Origin of the sequence: Gluconobacter sp. P5H9_a (assembly GCF_018812085.1) — a bacterium.
Classification (GTDB): Bacteria; Pseudomonadota; Alphaproteobacteria; order Acetobacterales; family Acetobacteraceae; genus Gluconobacter.
The window spans coordinates 115,165-136,421 of sequence record NZ_JACRVW010000002.1 but is presented as its reverse complement, the minus strand read 5'-3'; the positions used below and the strand labels follow the sequence as shown (position 1 = coordinate 136,421).

General features: G+C 54.7%; 15 protein-coding genes and 1 riboswitch. Of the genes, 8 read left to right on the top strand and 7 right to left on the bottom strand.

Features of this window, described 5'->3' with window-relative positions:
- The first annotated feature begins 2 nt into the window (after positions 1-2).
- The 3 genes from KP708_RS02615 to KP708_RS02605 are packed head-to-tail and all read left to right on the top strand — an operon-like array spanning position 3 to position 3,095.
- Positions 3-1,031: a P1 family peptidase gene (locus KP708_RS02615; protein WP_215750272.1), complete on the top strand. Its 1,029-nt coding sequence runs from the start codon at positions 3-5 to the stop codon at positions 1,029-1,031.
- The gene (locus KP708_RS02610) at positions 1,024-1,887 is read left to right on the top strand and encodes an alpha/beta fold hydrolase (RefSeq protein ID WP_215750271.1); all 864 of its coding nucleotides are present in this window, start codon (positions 1,024-1,026) and stop codon (positions 1,885-1,887) included. Before KP708_RS02615 ends, KP708_RS02610 begins: the two co-directional genes overlap by 8 nt.
- Positions 1,884-3,095: a tetratricopeptide repeat protein gene (locus KP708_RS02605; RefSeq protein WP_215750270.1), complete on the top strand. Its 1,212-nt coding sequence runs from the start codon at positions 1,884-1,886 to the stop codon at positions 3,093-3,095. The genes KP708_RS02610 and KP708_RS02605 overlap by 4 nt, the downstream gene beginning before the upstream one ends.
- On the opposite strand, the gene KP708_RS02600 is transcribed toward KP708_RS02605, so the two are convergent.
- On the bottom strand, positions 3,096-4,094 hold the full coding sequence (locus tag KP708_RS02600; protein WP_215750269.1) for an LLM class flavin-dependent oxidoreductase: 999 nt from the start codon (positions 4,092-4,094) through the stop codon (positions 3,096-3,098).
- Between the two features lie 399 nt (positions 4,095-4,493).
- Here KP708_RS02600 and KP708_RS02595 point away from each other — a divergent pair, with 399 nt between their 5' ends.
- Both KP708_RS02595 and KP708_RS02590 read left to right on the top strand, forming a co-directional pair.
- Positions 4,494-5,834, top strand: a complete 1,341-nt coding sequence (locus KP708_RS02595) for a gluconate:H+ symporter (protein ID WP_215757138.1) — start codon at positions 4,494-4,496, stop codon at positions 5,832-5,834.
- Between the two features lie 46 nt (positions 5,835-5,880).
- Positions 5,881-6,636, top strand: a complete 756-nt coding sequence (locus tag KP708_RS02590; protein ID WP_215750267.1) for an SDR family oxidoreductase — start codon at positions 5,881-5,883, stop codon at positions 6,634-6,636.
- A gap of 21 nt (positions 6,637-6,657) precedes the next feature.
- Here the strand turns inward: KP708_RS02590 and KP708_RS02585 are convergent, their stop codons facing one another.
- Genes KP708_RS02585 through KP708_RS02570 form a run of 4 tightly spaced genes read right to left on the bottom strand, consistent with a single transcriptional unit; the run spans position 6,658 to position 11,586 of the window.
- Positions 6,658-7,650, bottom strand: coding sequence for an iron ABC transporter permease (locus tag KP708_RS02585; RefSeq protein WP_215750266.1), 993 nt, complete (start codon positions 7,648-7,650; stop codon positions 6,658-6,660).
- Entirely contained in the window at positions 7,650-8,603 is a 954-nt protein-coding gene (locus KP708_RS02580) for an ABC transporter substrate-binding protein (protein WP_215750265.1), read from the bottom strand. Before KP708_RS02580 ends, KP708_RS02585 begins: the two co-directional genes overlap by 1 nt.
- On the bottom strand, positions 8,600-9,358 hold the full coding sequence (locus tag KP708_RS02575; RefSeq protein ID WP_215750264.1) for an ABC transporter ATP-binding protein: 759 nt from the start codon (positions 9,356-9,358) through the stop codon (positions 8,600-8,602). The genes KP708_RS02580 and KP708_RS02575 overlap by 4 nt, the downstream gene beginning before the upstream one ends.
- 2 nt (positions 9,359-9,360) lie before the next feature.
- Positions 9,361-11,586 carry a TonB-dependent siderophore receptor gene (locus KP708_RS02570; protein ID WP_215750263.1) on the bottom strand — a complete coding sequence of 742 codons (2,226 nt, stop codon included), beginning with the start codon at positions 11,584-11,586 and terminating at the stop codon, positions 9,361-9,363.
- Positions 11,587-11,677: 91 nt separating this feature from the next.
- A riboswitch (cobalamin riboswitch) is annotated at positions 11,678-11,880 on the bottom strand.
- 153 nt (positions 11,881-12,033) lie between these two features.
- Between KP708_RS02570 and KP708_RS02565 the strand changes: the two genes are divergently transcribed.
- Both KP708_RS02565 and KP708_RS02560 read left to right on the top strand, forming a co-directional pair.
- Positions 12,034-12,882: a fumarylacetoacetate hydrolase family protein gene (locus KP708_RS02565; RefSeq protein ID WP_215750262.1), complete on the top strand. Its 849-nt coding sequence runs from the start codon at positions 12,034-12,036 to the stop codon at positions 12,880-12,882.
- Between the two features lie 443 nt (positions 12,883-13,325).
- Positions 13,326-15,443 (top strand): TonB-dependent siderophore receptor, encoded by a 2,118-nt coding sequence (locus KP708_RS02560; protein ID WP_371822725.1) that lies wholly within the window; start codon positions 13,326-13,328, stop codon positions 15,441-15,443.
- A 311-nt stretch (positions 15,444-15,754) separates the two neighbouring features.
- Here the strand turns inward: KP708_RS02560 and KP708_RS02555 are convergent, their stop codons facing one another.
- Entirely contained in the window at positions 15,755-17,251 is a 1,497-nt protein-coding gene (locus tag KP708_RS02555; protein ID WP_252347386.1) for a CHAD domain-containing protein, read from the bottom strand.
- A 50-nt stretch (positions 17,252-17,301) separates the two neighbouring features.
- Positions 17,302-19,809 (bottom strand): alpha-glucan family phosphorylase, encoded by a 2,508-nt coding sequence (gene glgP, locus KP708_RS02550; RefSeq protein ID WP_215750260.1) that lies wholly within the window; start codon positions 19,807-19,809, stop codon positions 17,302-17,304.
- Positions 19,810-20,085: 276 nt separating this feature from the next.
- On the opposite strand from glgP, the gene KP708_RS02545 reads away from it, so the two are divergent.
- On the top strand, positions 20,086-21,201 hold the full coding sequence (locus KP708_RS02545; protein WP_215750259.1) for a sorbosone dehydrogenase family protein: 1,116 nt from the start codon (positions 20,086-20,088) through the stop codon (positions 21,199-21,201).
- Positions 21,202-21,257 lie beyond the last annotated feature (56 nt).

Genomic DNA, 21,257 nt, shown 5'->3' with positions numbered 1-21,257 from the left:
TCATGACTTCCAGAACTCGCCATAATCTCATCACGGACATTCCCGGCATTCGCGTCGGAAATGTGCGCAATGTTCAACAAAGAACTGGTGTGACGGCGCTTGTGTTCGACCGGCCAGTTGTCGCCTCTGGCAGCTTTCTTGGTGGAGCCCCTGCGCTTCGGGAAAACGCGCTTCTAGAGCCAGAAATGCTGGTGGATGGCATTCACGCCATCGTGCTGTCCGGTGGATCGACGTATGGTCTGGATGCAACCGCCGGCGTGCAGGCATGGCTGAGAGAAGAGTTTGACGCTCTTCCCACGCCAGACGGCCAGATCCGCGTACCTATTGTAGTGCAGGCCAGTCTTTTTGACCTCGTGAACGGAGGGGATAAAGACTGGGGGCGATACTCGCCTTATGCGGAACTGGGCTATCAGGCCGCACAAACAGCATCTCACGGTCCCTTCGAACTAGGGACCGAAGGCGCCGGAACGGGCGCAACCACTGCGACCGTAAGAGGGGGACTTGGATCAGCCAGCGCCATAACCTCCAGCGGGCACACGGTCGCAGCGCTTATGGTCGTCAATGCTGTCGGGACGGCCACGATTGGAGACGGACCGCACTTCTGGAGCGCGCCTTTCGAACAAGGTGAGGAGTTCGGAGGGCACGGCTTCCCGCCACATCTGACAGCAGATGACCTCAAGCTCCGCATGAAGCCGAATTACGTCGCTGGAACCACAATCGGCGTTATTGCCACTGATGCTACCCTGACGAAAGCTCAAGCCAAACGGCTGGCCATTCTGGCGCAGGATGGCGTCGCACGTGGCGTTTTCCCCGCGCATCTCCCACAGGATGGAGACGCAGTGTTCGGCATCGCTACAGGCGATGCACCCTCACCCGCGTCCATTGAGGAGTGGACCGAAATTCTGCATACGGCCACGCAGGTCACAGCCCGTGCGATCGCGCGCGGCGTTTATGAGGCATCGCCCTTGCCAGGCGAGCCCACTCGCCCCACGTGGCAGGAACGTTTTGGGAGGAATACCAGCCATGACTGAGACACTTCCACCAGCAGAAACATTCTTCCGCGTTCCAAGCCGCAGGCTTGCCGTATCTTCAAAACAGACTGGAAGCGACACAACGCTCTTTTTCGTGCACGGATTGGGCGGGAACCGTCAGCAGTGGCGGCTGCAGTGGGACCGGTTTTCCAAAGAACCCGTCAATCTCGTCGCATGGGATGCGCTTGGACATGGCGAGAGTGCGCGCTCCAAGCATGAACAGGTTTTTTCCAGTCAGTTTTCGGTACAAGACCTTGCCGCTGTTCTGGAAGCTTTCCCCTCCCGCAAACGCATCATCGTCGCTCATTCCTTTGGGTGCCGCATCACGCTGGAATGGATTTCCGGATTACTTGCTGCTGGAGAGGACATACCCGTTGATGGCCTCATTCTGTTGGGACCGGCATCTCTTGCCCCGTCCCTGAAGGGGCCGATGTTTGGAAACTGGATGGACCGTCTGCCCTTTTGGCTCGTCTCGTTTGCAAGACCGGCTTTACAGGCGCGCTTCGAAAAGCTGGCATGGGCTCCGGACGTAGATTCAGAGATACTCAAAACCGAGCGTCAGGCGACGAAGCGCAATAGCCTGTTCATGATCAATGCTGTCCGCTCCGGTGCTGGCCCGGTCAATACGGAAATCCTGCGCCATTTTGGCAAGCCGGTGCATATTCTTGCAGGTCAGAACGATGGCATCGTCCCTCTGGCGGAAGTCAGAAAAGTGCATGATTTTCTCCCCACCAGCACTTTGGATATCCTGCCAGCCTGTGGTCATCAAATCATGCTGGAACAGCCTGTTATCGTAAACCAGTACATTGAAAGAGAACTTCAGTGCCTCTCCTCCTCTCCGGGAGAGGCGCCATGACTCAGGACGTTCTGAACAACGATATTTCTGCTGACCAAGCGTCTACGATCGCTGGCATCAATGATTTTATCCTTGGTTACCTTGGATATGACCTGCGTCTGGTCAAAATTCTCGAAGTTGCAGACCAGTCAGAAGACTGCCTGGCGAACACCTATGCCGGGCTGCTCTGGATGCTGTCTGAAACAGGTGATGTTCCCTCAGAAGCGCGCCGATATCATGAACGCGCAGCTCAATCCGTTACCAGTGCCCTTCCGCGTGAAAAGCTTCTGCTTTCAGTTTTGGAGGCCTCTATTGCGGATGATCCAGAGGCTATTATTCGCCTGACAGATCGTATACTCGCTCAGTGGCCGCGCGATCTGGTGACGTTGAAACTTCGGCAGTACCACGATTTCATCCGGGGTCGCTTTGAGGACATGCTGGCCGTTGCGTTACGCAGCGAAGATGCCGCCGGAGACGTTGCCGCCCTCCACGGTATGCTGGCTTTTGCCTATGAGCAGTGCCATGATTTGCCTGCCGCTGAGCGTTCTGCCCGCACAGCTCTTGCCATGGATCCATCGGAGCCGTGGGCCCAACATGCCCTTGCTCATGTTTTCCTGACGCAGGGACGCATTGATGAAGGTACCGCGTTTCTTGAAGAGCGGTCTGCTGGCTGGAAAACGCTGACCTCCTTCATGGACACGCACCTGTGGTGGCATCTGGCTCTCTTTTACCTTGCACGCAATCGGGTAAGCGACGCTGTTTCAGTTTATGACCAGCATTGCTGGACCAGAGAACGCAGCTTCTCACAGGATCAAGTTGGCGCAGTATCCCTTCTGGTCCGTCTGGAGCTGGCGGGAGCTGACGTCGAAGACCGATGGATGGATTTGGCGAACTGGCTCGCTTCACGACAGGACGATGTCAGTCAGCCCTTTCTGACTCTGCAATATCTTTACGGACTACTCCGCGCCCATCGTCCGGAAGGGCAGCATCTGCTGCAACGTATCGAGGGCCTCTCCGGGCAAAGCCTACCAGATCAGCGAGCGTGGGATCTGGTGGGCATTCCTTTAGCCCGTGGGCTGAACGCCTATCTTCACAATGGAAACGCTTCAGCCCTGCTCTCCTTCAACGCTGCGCTTCCTCACTTGCAGGACATTGGTGGCAGCCACGCCCAGAGAGACCTGTTCATTCAAATCCATCAAGACCTGAAGCGACGCATGTCCCAGACTTGATCAAGCCCCCACGTCTGCCTTGATCCTGGCTGTAATTTCAAGCGAGCGCTTGCGGCTGTCCTGATCATGAATCGGGACTGCCACCATCAGCTCGTCAGGTTTGTGGCGTTCCAAAAAGCGTTTCAGGTGTCCCGTTACACTCTCTCTGGACCCCGCAAACGTATAAGCCAGTGTCTGCTCAAGCAGCACCTGCTCCTCTGCCGACCACAACGACAGGATATCATTGACAGGAGGCGGAAACGCGATAGGGCGCCCGCGGCGCAAGGCCATGAAATACTGGTATAGTGACGTCGCCAGGCGCTTGCCATCTGCTTCCTCATCCGCTGCGATGACATTGACTGTCAGCATCACATGAGGCCGCGCGCATCTCTCGGACGGCTCAAACCGTGACCGATAAAGGGTAATGGCCTCCTCCATCTGCGCTGGCGCGAAGTGAGACGCAAAAGCATACGGTAGCCCCAACTGGGCGGCCAGAACGGCCGAAAACAGAGACGACCCCAAAATCCAGACCGGAACGCGCAGGCCCATTCCGGGAATGGCACGGATCAAATGCGTATCTTCCGCCGCCATGGGCTCGAAGTAATGCAGAAGCTCAACAACATCTTCCGGAAACCTGTCAGGCGCTGACGGATCGCGTCGCAATGCACGCGCTGTTCTCTGGTCAGAACCTGGTGCCCGGCCCAGACCCAGATCTATGCGGCCAGGAAAGAGCGTCTCCAATGTTCCGAACTGCTCTGCGACAACAAGGGGCGAGTGATTTGGGAGCATGATTCCGCCAGAGCCCACCCGGATACGGGTCGTTGCCCCAGCCACCTGACCGATCAGAATAGCCGTTGCCGCGGACGCAATTCCCGGCATGGAATGGTGTTCAGCCAGCCAGTACCGATGAAACCCCAAATTTTCCGCCAGTTTAGCAAAATCGATTGTATTCCTGAACGCCTCGCGAGGGCCTGCTCCCCGCGTGATGATTGAGAGATCAAGAACGGAAAACGGGATCATTGTGTGGTCCTTGAGGTCAATGCGTTCAGACTTGCGGCATCGTAGCACGAACAGACAAAGCCGTAGCCATTGTCACCGTACAGACTCCTGACGCGGCACTTCACTGATGCGTTGCGTTCAAGTTCCCGTCATTCAGACGCTTCTTTAATGTCGGGTCAGGAGCGAAAAATGCAGGAATAATTTAAAAATTGACAGCTTCCATATTCTTCAACCCACGCACTTGAGCCATGGTGGAAGCCTTCTGCCGAGATCATGACGCAGACTTTACATCCGTTCTTTGAGGCAATCGGCGTATGGGTCTGAGAAAGTTTCAGTTCTCTGCAGGAGCCTCTCACGTAACGGTTTTTTCTGGTTTCCGCTTCTGAACTGTTTCCTCGTTCTGACAGGGCTGCGTTCCATATGACAACAACCTTTGCCATTCTGCTGGCAACAGCCGCAATCATTGCAGTCGTCGTACTCATTGCGCGTTTTCGTCTGAATCCCTTTATCGTTCTCTTCAGCGTCTCCATTCTGCTGGCTCTCTGCTCGGGTATGCCTGCGGACAAAGTTGTTGCGTCTTTCGAGGCTGGAGCAGGGCACGTCCTCGGGCATGTCGGCACGATCATTGCGCTCGGCACCATGCTTGGCAAAATGCTGGCTGAATCCGGCGGCGCGGACCGTATTGCCCTGACAATTTCAGAGCGCGCGGGTCGTCAACGGATCGACTGGGCCATGATGGTGATTGGCCTGCTCGTGGGGCTGCCAGTCTTCTTCGAAGTTGGCGTTGTCCTGCTCTTCCCGCTCGCTTTCGTTCTTGCAGCCCGAACAGAAACATCGCTGCTGCGAGTGGCCCTTCCCATGGGTGCGGCGCTTTCCGTTACGCACGCCATGATCCCGCCTCACCCGGCAACGCTGCTCGCCCTCTCGGCCTATCACGCCAACACGGGAACAACGATTTTCTGGGGCGTTCTATTGGGAACACCGATTGCGGCCATCTCGGGCCCGCTATTCGCGCGCTTCATCAGCCCCCGTGTTCTGATCACAGAAAAGAATGCGTTGGCAGAACAGTTTGTACGGCGTGAAATCCCGACAAACCTCCCAGGCTTTACGGTTACCGTCCTGACCATCACATGCCCTGTCATCCTGATGCTGATCGGCTCTTCCGCGGACATGTTTACGACTCCGAGAAGCGCACCAAACATGTTTCTGCACTTCATCGGCAATACGGACATTGCGCTGCTTCTGGCAACCGTCATGTCGTTTTACGTGCTGGGGCTGGCCCGCGGCTTTTCACGGGAAACCATTCTTCGCTTCACCAATGAGTGTCTTGGCCCAACGGCCCTGATCATGCTTCTGGTTGGTGCAGGCGGGGGCTTTKGTCGTGAACTCATTGATAGTGGCGTTTCAAAAGCTATCACGGACGCGGCCGTCAGCGCGCACGTTCCACTTCTCGTTCTGGCGTGGCTTCTCGCCGCGATCGTCCGCGTCGCTTGCGGATCTTCTACTGTTGCCATGAGCACGGCCTCCGGCATTGCGGGGCCGATCCTCGCGCACTCGCAGGGCGTATCGCCAGAACTTATGGTGATTGCCACCGGCGCAGGGTCCGTGGCTTTCGGCCCCATGAACGATGCCGGCTTCTGGCAGATGAAAGAATATCTTGGCCTGACCGTTCCGCAGACAATCAAGACCTGGTCAGTTCTGGAAACGATTATTGCCGTTCTGGGACTGGTCTTCTGCGTTGGTATTTCAATGTTCATCTGATCCGCGTTTGCAGAGCGCTGACACAGCAAAGGAAGAAGGATTTTCCATGAGTGTATCTCTTTTTGACCTGACGGGACGTCGCGCTCTGATTACGGGATCGTCTCAAGGTATCGGCTTCAGTCTGGCCAAAGGCCTTCAGGCCGCAGGCGCTGAAGTCGTTCTGAATGGGCGAGATGCTTCCAAACTCTCGGTGGCCGCCCAGGAACTGGGAGGTGTAGAGACACTTCCTTTCGACGTGACCGACCATGCTGCTGTTCGAACGGCAGTCGATCGCTTCGAAGAAGATACCGGGCCCATTGATATTCTGGTCAACAATGCAGGAATGCAGCACCGCGCGCCGTTGGAAAACTTCCCACCAGAGATGTTTCAGAAGGTTCTTCAAACAAACCTGACGTCCATTTTCAATGTTGGACAGGCTGTTGCGAGACATATGCTAGGTCGTGGACAGGGTAAGATCATCAATATTGCCAGCGTCCAGACGGCCCTCGCCCGCCCGAATATCTCCCCCTATACGGCCACCAAAGGGGCTGTGGGGAATCTGACCAAGGGGATGGCGACAGAGTGGGCAAGACACGGCCTTCAGTGCAATGCCATTGCGCCGGGTTACTTCGACACGCCACTCAACGCTGCGCTCGTAAATGATGCAGAATTTTCAACGTGGTTGGAGAAGCGCACACCGGCGGGTCGATGGGGACAGCTTGATGAGCTGACGGGTGCCTGTATTTTCCTTGCGTCCGCAGCATCCTCGTTTGTGAATGGCCATGTTTTGTATGTGGACGGCGGTATCACGGTATCTCTCTGAGGCAAACACGCCAAAGACACATCAGCGCCGCGTTAGAAGAGCCAGCAGGAAACAGGCGCCTATCGCAGAAATGACTATCCCAACTGGCAGCTCCTGAGACGGCAAAAGACAGCGGCTGAGAAGATCTGAAAGGATTGTCAGCATCCCCCCCGCGACCATAGCGGGGACAAGAATATTTCGAACAGACCGTCCCCAGATGGGCCTTATGAGATGAGGCACAATCAATCCGACGAAGCCGATCGGCCCACACAAAGCCACTGTCGTTGCACAGCTAAACGCGCAAAGGCCGAGAACACAAAGCCGTAGCTTTCTTGTTTGTACCCCGAGGGACGCTGCGGTTTCCTCCCCGGCCATCAAAGCATCCAGATCAGCGCCAAAGGCCCATTTACCGAAGATCACGGGCAAAAGCCCCAGCATTACAAGTGGCAGGGCCGACCAGCGAGCGGCGGAAAAACTGCCCATCGTCCAGAACAGGACGGATTGAGCCGTATTACGATCACCCCAGAAGATTAGCAGGTTTGTCAGAGTAGAGAAGACAAAGGAAATCGCCAGACCAGACAGCAGCATCCGTTCCGTTGAGACCCGCGCGCCAGACCGGGATCTAAATGAGACCAGCAATAAAAGCGCAGAAGTTGCCAGAAATGCTCCACCGACTGCACCAAAAGCGATCGTCCAGACGCCGAAAACGTCCCCCAACAATACGATGACAGCAACAGCGCCTGTCGCTGCGCCCGAGGATAGCCCGAAGAGAAACGGATCTGCCAAGGGATTACGGGTTACGGCCTGAAGAAGCGCTCCTGCACCGGCAAGAATTGCTCCGGTCAAGAAGGCCAGAACCAGCCTTGGCATTCGCAGGGACCAGATGATCCGGGCAGCAATATCATGGCTGGCTGGACCGGCCAAAAGACCCGCTTGCAACGAATACCAGGGAAGAGAAGCACTTCCGAGCGTAACTTCCAAAAATGCCAGCACACTCAGAGCCGGCAAAGCGCTGATGCTAAGAACACGCTTCATCAAGGTGCTGCGTCCGGATGGAGAAAGGTGGCAATCTTTTCGATCACATCGATATTGGCGGGAGACGGCGTCATTTCATCATAGCGCACAACCAGAACACGGTTTGTCTTCAGGGCCGTACTCTCTATCAGCAATGGCTGGCTTCGCAGAAATTTCAGACTGTCTGAAACACCGGCCCCGTAATCCATCACCAAAATAGCTTCAGGATCACGCAAACCTGCGTTTTCCCATGAGGCAGCGCCCCAGTTTGTTGGTAGATCACGAAAAATATTTTCGCCCCCGCCGATCCGGATCAACTCTGTCGCGAGGGCATATTGGCCAGCTGTAAATGGCCGATCGCGTCCACTGTCATAGAGAAAAACACGTAACGAGTGATGGCCCTTAAGACGATCCTGAATGTGCTGAACGCGCCTCTGCCAACCTTCAACCAGTTGCCGAGCCTGCTGCTCCCGGCCAAAAACCTGTCCAAGTTTTTCTTCGTCGCTATACAGAAGGTCTAACGTTGGAAGAGCCGTAGACTGCCCTGCCCTGAAGCAGCTTTCAGACAGAACAAGCGTCGGAATACCCTGAATTGCCAAGGTCTCGGGTGTCACATCTCCACCGACATGCATCCCATAATTCCAGCCAGCAAAGAAAAAATCTGCTCCGGCATCAAGCAGTTGTTCAAGACTGGGATAGTGAGTTGCAATTTCCGGGATATCGCCTTGCTGAGCTTTGAAACCCGGTGTGTATTTGTTCCAGCCTGATATCCCCGTCAAACCACGAATATAGGGCTGCAAATGCAGAGCAAAAGCCATTTCCGCCATATTAACGTCGTGGATGACAGCATGCTCTGGCTGATGCGTGATCGTTACGGGCTTCCCGCAGCTCTGCACGGTAACCGGGTAGGCGAAGGCCGTTTGTACAGCAAAGCCACAAAACCCGAGAAACAGAATTAAAGCAGGCGTTTTCATGCGCCTCGCGGCCTAAAAACGAACGTCGTGCTGCCATCATCCAGTTGAACGGGATGAACATTCAAGCCGAACGCATGCCCTAGTTCCGAAGAGAGCAGAACCTCAGAAGACGCCCCATCCAGAATGATTTTTCCGTCCCTTATCAAGAGAGTTCGCGGCGCAAAGTCAGGCACGAAAGACAGGTCATGCAGGACGGCCACGATTGTCAGAGGAAGGTCACGCAATAAACTTAACAGTTCTGCTCTGGCCGCCAGGTCCAGGTGATTGGTGGGCTCATCCAGCAACAGTATTTTGGGGGTCTGGGCCAGACATCGCGCCAACATCACACGCTGACGCTCACCACCAGAAAGACTGCCAATCGACCGTTTTAAAAAAGGTTCGACACGGAAATACTGGATCGCCGTTTGCAGAGCCGCAGTATCCTGCTGCGCCTGAGGAGTGCCCCGAAACGGGAGACGACCAAGTGCGATATAATCCTCAACTATGAATTCAGGAGTTACATCATCGGTCTGGGAAAGCCATGCAATCTCGCGCGCTACCGCTGGTCTGGACAGGGTGTTGAGTAGCGTTCCTTCCAGAACTATCTCCCCTTCCGTGGGCGAAACCAATCCAGCAAGGAGCCTCAGAAGCGTGCTTTTCCCTGCACCATTCGGGCCAATGAGTGCAACATGCTCACCCTCCCTGACGGAGAAATCCGTCAAAGAGAGTATGCAGTCATACCCGGCACCATGTGTCTGAAGCACAACCTCAGGCACGATCAGAAACCGGCCTGAACACTGATTGAGAAAGACCGCGGCGCCCCCAGCATCACTTCACTCGGATAACTGGTATCAGCCCACTGAATGAAGTGCTTGTTTCCCACATTGTCTACCCGGCCATAAACCGTCACGCCATGATAGGCGTGCCATGCCGCGAAAAGATTGACGAGCGCATAGTCTTTCAGACTCAGGGTGTTGGCGTAATCGCCCTTGCGGGCAGATACGTAACGCATGCCAGCCCCCAGATCGACCGGCAAATCTGCAACCCGGGACCAGACACCCCACAGGTTAGCCGTGACAGCCGGAACGTTCGGGACCTCGTTCCCGGAGGCATTCACTGACGTCGAGGGATGAAATGATCCATAACGAGACCACGTATAGGCAACATTTCCCGACAGGCTCCAGTGTTTGCCCAGCGTGAGGTCCCCCTGCCATTCCACMCCCCGTGACTTCTGAACGCCCGCCGTTGCCACGCTGTCCACTCCAGTGGCAACGAGAACTCGGGTACGGCGAATATCGTACAGAGACAGTGTAGAGGACAGACGCCCTTTCCAGAAAGACCCCTTGGCGCCGATTTCTCCTTGTCTGGACTGACTCAGGCGTGAAAACTGGCCTTTATTAACCAGGAAGATATTGGAGCCCGGCGGATCTTCAGCCGTTGTGTACACGCCGTAAAGGCTGATGTTGTCTGTCAGATCATAAACAGGGCCAATCCTGAAGTTGGCAGGATTGTAATTCCCCTTGAAGCTTGTCGCAGGATTGAACGCACCGGACTGACGATAATTCTGACGGTCCAGTTTCAGCCAGTCGTAACGAAATCCACCCACCACACGCAGATCGTCCCGCACGGTCAGGACGTCTTCCATGAAGATGCCTGCGTCCACCATGGTTGTGGGAGATTTTGTATATGGATACTCACCAGCAAAACTCCCCCCGGCCGTGCTTTCGGGGCTACTCAGAGAAACGCTGTCTGCATATGTCGCGTCTGGAAAACCACGGTTCCGGATGAGCCGCACATAATACGCGTCTCCACCGACGACCAGACGGTTCTTCATTCCGAAAACATGAAAATCAAACTGACCATCCAGCGTGTCACCCACCTGATGCTGGTTCATATAAACATAGAACCGATCCCGGCCGACCCGACCGGGTGCGATGGCGTTTCCGGCTGCGTCCGTCTGCCCGGCTGAACCGATATAGCTGTAGGACTCAGCGTTATTCCAGTTACGCTTGGCGTAAAGGACATAGGTCTTATTGTGGAACGTCATGTTCTCCGTTGGCTGCCACGTCAGATAGAGCGTCGGGGTCACATTGACCGAGCCAGCTTTTGCATCCTTGGCATTGTAATACCGCCAGAGCGATGATCGGCTTACGCCTAATCCCTTGGAAGACGACAGCAGGCCGCCCACACCATCATGGACCTGAGCCAGCGGGACCAAAGGGGTTCCATAATACGTCGACAAGCGATCTGTCAGATAGTCGACGCCAAAGCGGGCTGTGAATTTCTTCGAAGGGTGCCAGAGCAACGTTGTCGTGAAATCGTTGCTGTGTGGATCTGCGCCAGCAACGTATCCATCAGACGAGGTACGACTGAAATCACTTCGAATGGCCAGCGTGTCAGTAATGGGAACCGAACCGCCCACGCCAGCATTCCACGTATTGAAACTGCCATAAGATACCAGAGCATTAGCATGCGGCCCATCAAACGCAGGGTCACGCGTTCGCATATCCACAGTGCCGCCAACAGCGCCCTGCCCGTACAGAACAGACGACGGCCCCTTGAGAACCTGAACGCTCTCAAGATTAAAGCTGTTGAGCGGACGGTTCACCATCGTGGTCGGGCCGTAATAAATTCCGTCCCTCAGGATCAAAACCTGATTTCCGCTGAAGCCACGCATCATCATCTGCGCCGGACTTCCTGGAGATCCACCGGAAGAAACACCCGGTGCACTGTCTGCGGCGTCTTCAGCGTGCACATAACCGCGCTGCTCCATCACGCTGCGCTGAATCATATTGATCGTCGCAGGATTATGTTGAACCGCCAGCCCGAGCCTGCCCCCGATAACAGCACTATCCTTCAGCGGCTGCGCCCGACCGTGCGCCGTAATGTGTTCTTCTTTCGCTTTGGCAGCCGCCTTCCTGACGTCTTCTGTCTGGGCGAACGCAGGCTGAAAAACGGTCAATGCCGCAACGGGCAACACACCGACAAAACTGATTTTCCTCATGGATAACGCAAACTTCACTCAACAATGCGTCACTACGATGAGCAGGATGAACCATCCTGCTGCGTCCGGTGCACCCCGCCCTTTCGCTTCGTCCATGACCATTTTCGATGGCAGGTCTCCTGGCTTGCGGATCATCGGCAGATCGCGAGCCTTCCCAAGGCTAACGCCCCAGTGGCCGGGTTCCCGGAACCCATCGTGATCAGCCTCACCGCTCACAGTTGCGGGGGCAGCCGCAGCATTTCACTGCGTTCCCTTTTCATCCCCTTCCGGGGAACCATCATTGAGCAGGGGCATAACCGAAACTCCCATATAGTCAAACACGTATGTTATAACATATCAATAACTGAAGTTATCAATTTGAACAATGGAGGCCCCTCAATCCTTGGAAGAGAAACCAAAACATGCCTAATCTCATGCTTCCCCACTCTGGACAGAAAGTGTCGCAGGATGAAGCTCTGTCGTTTTGGTCCCTTGGATCAGGAAACACCTGGACTCATTGATGACACTGGCATGCTGCGAAGCCTCAAAGGGATTCTGCCTGATATTACGGCTGCCCACCTGTCTCCAGAGCAGCTAAACGCCTTACGGGCCATTGATCCGAACACTCTCCCTGTCGTTTCAGAAGCACCACGCTACGGTATTCCGTTCTCAGGTGCCGGAAAGTACATCTGCATTGGCCTGAACTATCGGGATCATGCCGAGGAAGCAGGCCTTCCCCTCCCCTCAGAGCCAATCGTATTCATGAAAGCCATCTCTGCCCTGACGGGTCCGAGCGATGGTATCCTGATCCCTAAACAAGCCACCAAAGTGGACTGGGAAGTCGAGCTCGCAGTCATTATTGGCACGAAAGCGGCCTACGTCTCCCCGGAGAAGGCTTTGGAGCATGTGGCGGGATATTGTGTCGCCAATGATGTCTCTGAACGCTCATTTCAGATGCAGACAAGCCAGTGGGACAAAGGCAAGGGCTGCGACACATTCGGACCCTTGGGACCATGGCTTGTGACTGCTGACAAAATTGTCGATCCGCAAGCACTCTCCATGCGGTTAGATGTCAACGGACAACGTCGACAGACGGGACATACCTCCAACATGGTCTTTGACGTCCGCAGCATCATTTCACATGTCAGCCACTACATGACACTAATGCCAGGCGATATCATTGCAACAGGTACACCTGCGGGCGTCGGCGTGGGCATCAAGCCTCACCCAGTCTATCTCGAACCGGGGGATGTCTTGGAAGTGGAAATCGAAGGGCTTGGCATTCAAAGGCAGACGGTGAGGTCAACTCACGCCTGAACGGATAGAAAGACTTTCACACAGCACGATTCTTGAAAAAACATCCGCTTTCGTAATTCTTTTTTTGTAGAAAATACTTGCCCGCTCAAGGTGGCAGGAAAGCTGCGCTGAATGTAACAACTGCGAATTTGAGTGAATTAAAGATTGAAGTTTTTGAGAATGAATATCATTTGTAACTTTAAGAAAGACGGGAACTCGGTTGAAATTCCCGTGAAAATTCATTCCAGCGGAGGCAGTTAGCCCGTTCCATGAGACTTCCAGCGTCGAACGTTCCTCAACGTACAAATTTTGGTCCAATGCTTTTTACGGCGCTCCTCCTCTCAGGCACATGCAATGGTGCCTTCGCTGCTGCAGTTGATGAGGGTTCGCCAGATACACGCAAGAAATCATCTTTAGCGACGAGTAACGCAGAGGAACGTTCCGCTTCGAAACAGTCTCACAATGTGCAGCGCAAACACGTTGCGCAGGAAGATAATACGCCTGGTAGCATTGAACAGCTTCTTGTACAGGGACATCGACGCAATGCGTCCACAGACGGCACCGGAACCTATACGGTTTCCGCGGTCTCCACGACCAAGATGCTTCTCAAACCGATGGATATTCCGCAATCCATCTCTGTTCTCAGCAGTCAACAGATGAAGGACCAGAATCTCAATACGATTGATGCAGCTCTCAAACAGGTCGCTGGTGTCAACGTTAACATGTACGGTGATGGAACAGGTGGCTATACAGCCCGTGGCTTTTCGCTTCAGGCTCAGTATGACGGCGTTCCTTCCATGAGCGGTCTGACGTTCAGTCAGCAATACGATTTGTCCATCTACGATCGGATTGAGGTCCTTCGGGGACCGGATGGAATGCTGCAAGGTTCCAGCACACCAGGCGGGAGTGTCAATTTCGTTCATAAGCGCCCGACAGAGCAGTTCCAGGGGAATGCTTCATTCTCTGCCGGCTCGTGGAACAACTATCACGCCACTTTTGATATTGGCGGCCCCGTCGTGAATTCGAAAATCGTCTCGGCCCGACTGGTCGTCGCAGGAACAGACCGTAATCAGTTCTATAGCAACGCCTATGATCGGCGATGGACGATCTATGGGGTTACGGATGTGCACCTGACGCGTCACGACACACTGACAGTCTCTGTAACGTCTCAAAGCAACGATACCACCCGCTACATGGGCCTTCCCAGAGCCAGCAATGGTGCAGATCTTGATTTACCCACCAGCACCTTCATAGGCGCGAACTGGGGTAAATCCGAAGTGCCCATGACAGAAGTCGAGGCACAACTCGAACATCTTTTTTCTCATGGTTGGCGCGGGCGCTTCAACTACCGTCATCGGATCGCGGCCACGACGCTGCAATACGCTTATCTCAACGCTTATAATGCCGGTGCAAAGAGCGGAAATTTCGTCGCGGCCAACACACGTTATGATGAGACCAATGACGGTCTGGACGCCTACGTCACTGGGCCTCTTCATCTTTTTGGACAGAAACACGTCCTGATGATGGGAGCAAACTATGACCGTTACCTCTATGAAGGCGGCGGCGCCAGTGCAAACTCTCGCACCTATACGGCCCTGGCTGGAATCCCGATCAGTGCCAACAATGCCATCCCGTCCCTTGCCCTCCCTACAATCACCAATCGCTATTGGGAGCCGTCCACACAATGGGGCGTTTATGGTCAGGCGCAGATCAAACCGATCTCAAGCTTTGCTCTCCTGATCGGTGGACGCGTTAGCGGGTACGTCAGCAAGACACGTCGAATCTCGCCCTATGTGGGCAGAACCAACACAGATATCGACCAGCAAGGCATTTTGACGCCCTATATTGGCGCGGTCTGGCACTTGCGACCCAACATCTCAATGTATGCCAGTTACGTCTCCACCTTCTCGCCCCAGTCAGTCTTTGACACAACGGGACGTCTTGCGCCTGTTCGTGGCAATCAGCTTGAAGGTGGCATCAAGGGAGAGTTCTTCCACGGGCACCTCGGCATGACACTGTCTGGCTACAAGATCATCCAGAAAAATGAGGCTATATATAACGGCACAATCGGCGCCATCTGTGGCCCTGGTGGCATAGATGACTGCTATGTCGCCACAGGTAAGACGCGCAGTCAGGGCGCGGAAGCAGAATTGATCGGTCGCCCCCTGGAGGGCTGGGACATTAATGCCAGCTATACCTACAACGATAACAGGATCGTCAATAACGGTAGCGCGACACAGTCTGGCCTGACCTATGCTGGCAACTCACCCAAACATCTATGGAAACTCTGGACACATTACCGTTTCGAACCCTATCGCGGTGCGCAGAAAAACGTCTGGAGTATTGGCGGCGGCCTCAATGCGCAGACCAGTACCTTCGGGACAAACCGCACCGTAACGCAGGGTGGATATATCATCGGATCCATTCAGGCGGGATACCAGTGGAACAAGTATCTTTCCCTCTCCGCGACGCTCAATAATATTGCCAACAAGCGCTATTATCAGCGCTTGGGCAATCTCTACTACTACAACTATTATGGAGAGCCGCGGAACTTCATGTTCACACTCAGGTCGAATTTCTGAGGGATATTTCAGGCGGCTTCATAAGCTCTCTGCAAATGGGCGGGGCTCCATAGGTAAGGATCTACCGCGTTCAGAGCTTGTGGGGCCGTTTTTTCGGTATGTGTATCCGGTCCGGTCGTTCCAGGATCGGTCTGTCTAGACCACAATAATATCATGATAAGTCCGGCAACCACGACAATGATTGTCAAAAAAACCCAGCGTCTCTCCATGATCTTTACTCCCGGCAGCAATCAGCCATATTCGTCGGCCGCCTCTGAGAATCATAAGCCAGAGCATGACCAAGGGTTTCCGCTACACACAAGGAAATAACCTCACTCGCACCAGAACGGGGCATCTTTCGAAAAATTCTTCCATCGTTTGGGGAGTTTCTTAAGGATCTTCTTCCGATCCTGATGTGCAGCCTGGATGATCGCGTCCCCTGCCTCGGATAGATCCGGCCTTTCACTGATCGCCTGGTTCACCAGGGCCTCTGCTGTTGCGGCATCATTGAAACGACCGAACAGTTCCTGCAAATCCTTGCAATGGCTCATGTAGGTTTCGAGGTGGCGGCCCTTATAAAGGGGAAGAACAGTCTCGATACTGTATCGCAGCCCTTTCAATGCCTTGCGGACGTTATGAAGCTGCCGGTCTGATAGTTTCCCGATATGACGCCCCCGATGCTGGACCTTGCGCGCCATTCTATCCAGCAAAACAGGCGCATGATCTTCCAAAAGTGCTCCGGTAAGTTTTGGCCCAAAGACAGTTGCGGGATCTTCCGTACTCTGCGCCAAAGAAAGCAGTGCAGAAGTTATGCGAGGATCAGTCAAATTCTGCCGCATCTGCCCTAAAGCGTTTGATCGTCTTTCTTCTGCAAATTGGCTAAACTCGGCCCGAGCCTTTTCGGTCAGGTGGTTAGGTACAATCTCGGTCAGGAAAACATCCCAATCTCTGACATTCCCGAGAGATCGTCCAATTTTCTGCAACACCCTCGCTTCATTCTCAAACGCGCCTTTTGAAAACAGAGGGCGAAAGGCTTTCAGGATTGTCCGTAGCCGCCGAAGAGCCACTCGCATCTGGTGAACGCCCGCGACGCTTCCCTGCTCGGCTGATGGCTGAAGAGTCAGAAAAGCCGCCAGAAGCCCTCGGACAGACTGGCTCCAGCCCTCCCCAACAGTTACATCACCTGTAAAGACAGGAGCTTTAACCATCGCACCATCGGGATAGAGGCCTGTTGCCAGCCGGACGCCCCTCATAGGAACGGTCTCCCCCGTCAGCCAAATGGGCAGATCATTCAGGGTCTGCGCCATGCCGTAGAGACTGCGCACATCCCCTCTGACCAGCCTCAGATCCAGCGTACAAACAGCTTCCGCCAATTCTCCAGCCTGCACCGATCCGCGAGATAGAGTAATCCTGATGGTGTGATCATCAGACGCCTGCTCCCCCTGTAACTGCCAGAAATCCGATCGGTATATTGGGAGCAATGCACCTGAAAGATCCAGGTTCGCAGCCGGAGTGGCTTCAAGCAGCGTTGTCTCGGGACGTAATCCCTTCCTGGACCAGACCCATCGTTCTGAAGACTTCATATTCGGTAAGCCAGACCATGCTACAGGCTCCAGCCCCTGAACCGAAAAACGGCCTTCCCGCCCTGTGCACAGCGCCCAATCATGGCGAGACAGCAGACCCGATGCCGTGTCATGGAACGTCCAGACCCGATGGCGAGGCCTGACACTTTTCAACGATGGAGCAATAATCGGGTGATGTCGAATGAGAGGCCATGCTTCTGGCAGAAAGCGAAATGTCAAACGTTGCGGCAAAAGGCTTCGGATCATTGTTCTTTCCCCTCCAGCATGACCACTCATGAAGCGTAAGCCCTCATGCCCTAACGTTGCCAGAGGATAAAAGGAGCTTCCAGTGGAACGCTGAGAATGTCTGCTGCTGGAATGATCCGTAGCGTACACTCTGCCGCAGGCGCAGGGAGCTCTGTCTCAAGAGTATAGGCAATCCAACCATCCTGAAGATGTTCTGCCTGTGTCAGGGACTTGATGCGTGGATGACCATTCTGCGGATTGGCGTAGAACTGAACACTGAACAAAGCAGGGTCGAGCATACCGGGATGAATGAATGCATGAGCTTTCTGTTCTCCCCCACTCTCGGGAATGACAACCTCACCGATCCTGAGACTACTCCAACCGGCAGAGAGGGCTTTCTGCTGGTCCCGAACTGTTCCAGCATCCTCCCCGTGTTCGGCCAAGCGACGTCTGTAGCGCTGTGCGCCTGTTAGATAGAACTGCTCCGTATAGTCGCGAACCGTTCGGTTTGCGGAAAACTGAGGCGTCAGGCGCGCCATGCTTTCGCGCATTTTCGCCACCCATGCGCGCGGTATTCCGCTGGGATCGCGTTCATAGAACTCAGGAAGAACATGCTCTTCCAACAGTCTGTAGAGTTCCTGCGCGTCAGAATGGTCATAAGCCGGATCTCCCGCATGTTCCAGACCATCCCCGAGCGCCCAGCCAACTTCTGGCGCATAGGCCTCAGCCCACCATCCATCGAGTTCCGACAGGTTCAGGCCACCATTCACCAAAACTTTCATGCCGCTGGTTCCGCTGGCTTCCCAAGGGCGCCGCGGTGTGTTCAGCCACAGATCCACTCCCTGAACCATTTTTTGCGCCAGAGCCATGTCGTAATCGGCGAGGAATATGACTTTCCCTAAGATATCCTGACGTTGGCAGAAGCGCACCCAGCGCGTGATCATGGCTTGCCCCTCCTGATCACGCGGATGAGCTTTACCTGAAAGAATGATCTGAACCGGGCGATCAGCATGTCGCAACAGACGGACGAGCCGCTCCTCGTCGTACAGTAGAAGATCCGGGCGCTTGTAAGTAGCAAACCTCCGCGCAAACCCGATTGTCAGGGCGTCAGGGTTCAGGGTTGGCGCGGGCAGACACCATAGCCCGTCTTCACCAACGATACATTGCCGGGCAGAGAGCTCCTCTCCCAGAGCCTGAACAAATCCTGCGCGGGACTCACACCGGCTCTTCCAAAGAGTTGTGTCGTCAAGGCGCCGCACAGCATCGCCCAGACCTTCCAGATTGCCTTCCCACCGACTTCTCCCCCCGACCTTGGTCCAAAGTTCATCAGCCGCTACTGAATCCCAGGTCGGAGTGTGAACGCCGTTTGTCACATGAGAGACTGGGACTTCGCTTTGTGGCCACCGCGGGAATAAGGGCGTGAACAGGGACCTGCTGACAGCGCCATGCAACTGGCTCACGCCATTGACAGCACCGCTACTTCGAACGGCCAGATAAGCCATATTGAAGAATTCATCGCCATTCTCTGGATCAAGCCGCCCTAGCGCAAGAAAATCCTGAATGGGCATCCCGAGACGCTCTTCGGCATAGAACGTGAGATGGCTCTCAATGAGTTTGGGCGGGAAAAGATCAAACCCGGCGGGCACAGCAGTGTGGGTTGTGAAGATTGTTCCAGCGCGGACAATAGCCCGAGCCTGCGCGAACGGGATTTTCTCTTCTTCCGAAAGGCAGCGGGCCCTCTCCAGCGCTGCGAATGCTGCATGTCCCTCGTTCAGGTGGCAAATATCTGGCCGGTGCCCTAAAGCATGCAGCAACCTCCAGCCCCCAATGCCCAGCACCATCTCCTGCCGTAAGCGAAGCTCCGCATCTCCACCATAAAGCTGAGTTGTGATGCAGCGAACAGCCGGAGGATTGGACGGATCGTTCGTATCCAGAAGATAAAGGGTTGCCCGGCCTACAACGGCTTTCCAGGCCCGAAGCCAGATTTCACCAGTCGCTGTCTGGACAGAAAGTCGGAACCAGTCCCCGTCCGGGGTCAGGACTGGCTGTATTGGAAGCTGGTCAGGATCATTAAACGGATAGAGCGCGCGCTGCTCGCCTGCTGGAGTAATAACCTGGCGAAAGTAGCCCTGCGCATAAAGGAGCCCGACAGCGACAACAGGAACACCCAGATCACTCGCCGCCTTAAGCTGATCAGCGGCCACATTTCCGAGACCACCAGAATAGATCGGGAGTGCCTCGCTAAGCATATATTCCATGCTGAAATAGGCGACCTCAGACAGCTCCGTTTGACCATGGTTTTCCGCAAACCATGTTGGACGTTCGAACTCATATTTGCGGCGCTCTATACTGGCTTTTAGAAGACGCCGAACGTCCGCATTCTGCAGAGCATCGCGTAGCTGAGCCTTGGGTGTGCGGGTCAGAGTGATCCATGGATTATGAGTTCTGTCCCAGAGGTCCGGATTGATCATCTGCCAAAGCAGATCCGCCTCGTGATTCCATGTCCAATGCAGATCAAGCGCCAGCATTCGCAGAGCTGCTTCTGCTGCACGCGGCATACGAGGAGACGTGTCGACCATAGAACCGGAACTCCCATGACTGTCCGTGACCAGCTCTCTGGAGGTATGGCCATTTCAGTGAACAGGACAGATTGCGTACATTAAGCAACTGGGGCGCTAACGCATGAGAACCAGGGAAGGATAAGGTGAACCCGCTGCCAGACATGCTTCGTGACATCACATTTTCTGATAAGCGCACGAAAGAAGGTGGGCTTTAGCTAAAAACCTCTGTTCCCCTCATCCGTTTGCTATGAACGGCGCTGTTCTTCAAGAACTGCCCCATTAATGAGGTGCGTCATGCTCCGGAAGCTTCTGCTCGTCTCAATAATAGGTTCATGCGTTGTCCCGTCAGCATGGGGTGCTCCCTCCACGAAAAATTTGTCTGTCGCTCGGGGCTTCCATCTAGAGATCGTATCCGCTGATGTCCGTGGTGCGCGGGAAATTGCCCTTGGAGACAGGGGAACTATTTTCCTTGGCTCGATGGGGCCCGGAAAGGTCTATGCCGTCTCCAGTGTTGGGAATCCCGGAAAACCGGTTCAGGTCCGAACTGTCGCCAGTGCCCTCGAGACGCCTTCAGGCGTCGCATTTCACGACGGAGATCTCTATATCGCTGAACCAGAAAGACTTCTGGTTTTAAGAGATATCGAAGATCATCTGGATGATCCCCCCAAACCGGAAGTCATCACAGATCATTTGCCCTTCAGTGACGGTGACCATTTTTGGAAGTTTATCGCCTTCGGGCCAGATGGAAGGCTTTACGTGACCATCGGGGCGCCCTGCAACGTCTGCGATGTTGGGCGTGATTTTGGAAAAATCATCAGCCTGAAGCCCGACGGCACCGACAGGCAGGACGTGGCTTACGGCATTCGCAACTCAGTTGGTCTAGCATGGCGAAAAACAGGAAAGGACCTGTGGTTTACGGATAACGGCCGCGATATGATGGGCGATGACGTCCCTTCTGACGAATTAAACACCCTTACACGGCCCCAACAGTCTTTCGGCTATCCGTATTGCCATCAGGGAGATGTCCCCGATCCCCATTACGGAACAGACCACTCCTGCGGTGAGTTTACTCCGCCGGCCCTGAAGCTAGGGGCCCATGTCGCAGCATTAGGTTTGCGATTTTACGAAGGCCCTGCCGCGTCACGTTCCTTAAATGGTGCATTGCTGATTGCAGAACATGGGTCGTGGAACCGGAGCGTTCCATCAGGGTATCAGGTCGTTACAGTAAAATTTGATAGTACAGACCATCCACAGCAACCAGAGCCCTTAATCTGGGGTTTTCGGCGGAACGGACGGACTTTTGGCCGCCCGGCAGATGTTCAACCAATGCCTGACGGCAGCATTCTCGTTAGTGACGATTTTTCCGGCTCGCTCTACAGGCTGACTTATGCCTCTGCCGTACAAAAATAAGTATCATAGAGTTGGAAGAGCCGGCACGGGTGCAGCGACCCGTCGGACAGTTTGAA

What these genes read in the sequence shown, in the direction of transcription:
- KP708_RS02610 (WP_215750271.1), top strand. Translation starts at nt 1,024, where the DNA reads ATGACTGAGACACTTCCACCAGCAGAAACATTCTTCCGCGTTCCAAGC.
- KP708_RS02605 (WP_215750270.1), top strand. Translation starts at nt 1,884, where the DNA reads ATGACTCAGGACGTTCTGAACAACGATATTTCTGCTGACCAAGCGTCT.
- KP708_RS02545 (WP_215750259.1), top strand. Translation starts at nt 20,086, where the DNA reads ATGCTCCGGAAGCTTCTGCTCGTCTCAATAATAGGTTCATGCGTTGTC.
- glgP (WP_215750260.1), bottom strand. Translation starts at nt 19,809, where the DNA reads ATGGTCGACACGTCTCCTCGTATGCCGCGTGCAGCAGAAGCAGCTCTG.
- KP708_RS02555 (WP_252347386.1), bottom strand. Translation starts at nt 17,251, where the DNA reads ATGATCCGAAGCCTTTTGCCGCAACGTTTGACATTTCGCTTTCTGCCA.
- KP708_RS02565 (WP_215750262.1), top strand. Translation starts at nt 12,034, where the DNA reads ATGAAGCTCTGTCGTTTTGGTCCCTTGGATCAGGAAACACCTGGACTC.
- KP708_RS02615 (WP_215750272.1), top strand. Translation starts at nt 3, where the DNA reads ATGACTTCCAGAACTCGCCATAATCTCATCACGGACATTCCCGGCATT.
- KP708_RS02600 (WP_215750269.1), bottom strand. Translation starts at nt 4,094, where the DNA reads ATGATCCCGTTTTCCGTTCTTGATCTCTCAATCATCACGCGGGGAGCA.
- KP708_RS02590 (WP_215750267.1), top strand. Translation starts at nt 5,881, where the DNA reads ATGAGTGTATCTCTTTTTGACCTGACGGGACGTCGCGCTCTGATTACG.
- KP708_RS02585 (WP_215750266.1), bottom strand. Translation starts at nt 7,650, where the DNA reads ATGAAGCGTGTTCTTAGCATCAGCGCTTTGCCGGCTCTGAGTGTGCTG.
- KP708_RS02580 (WP_215750265.1), bottom strand. Translation starts at nt 8,603, where the DNA reads ATGAAAACGCCTGCTTTAATTCTGTTTCTCGGGTTTTGTGGCTTTGCT.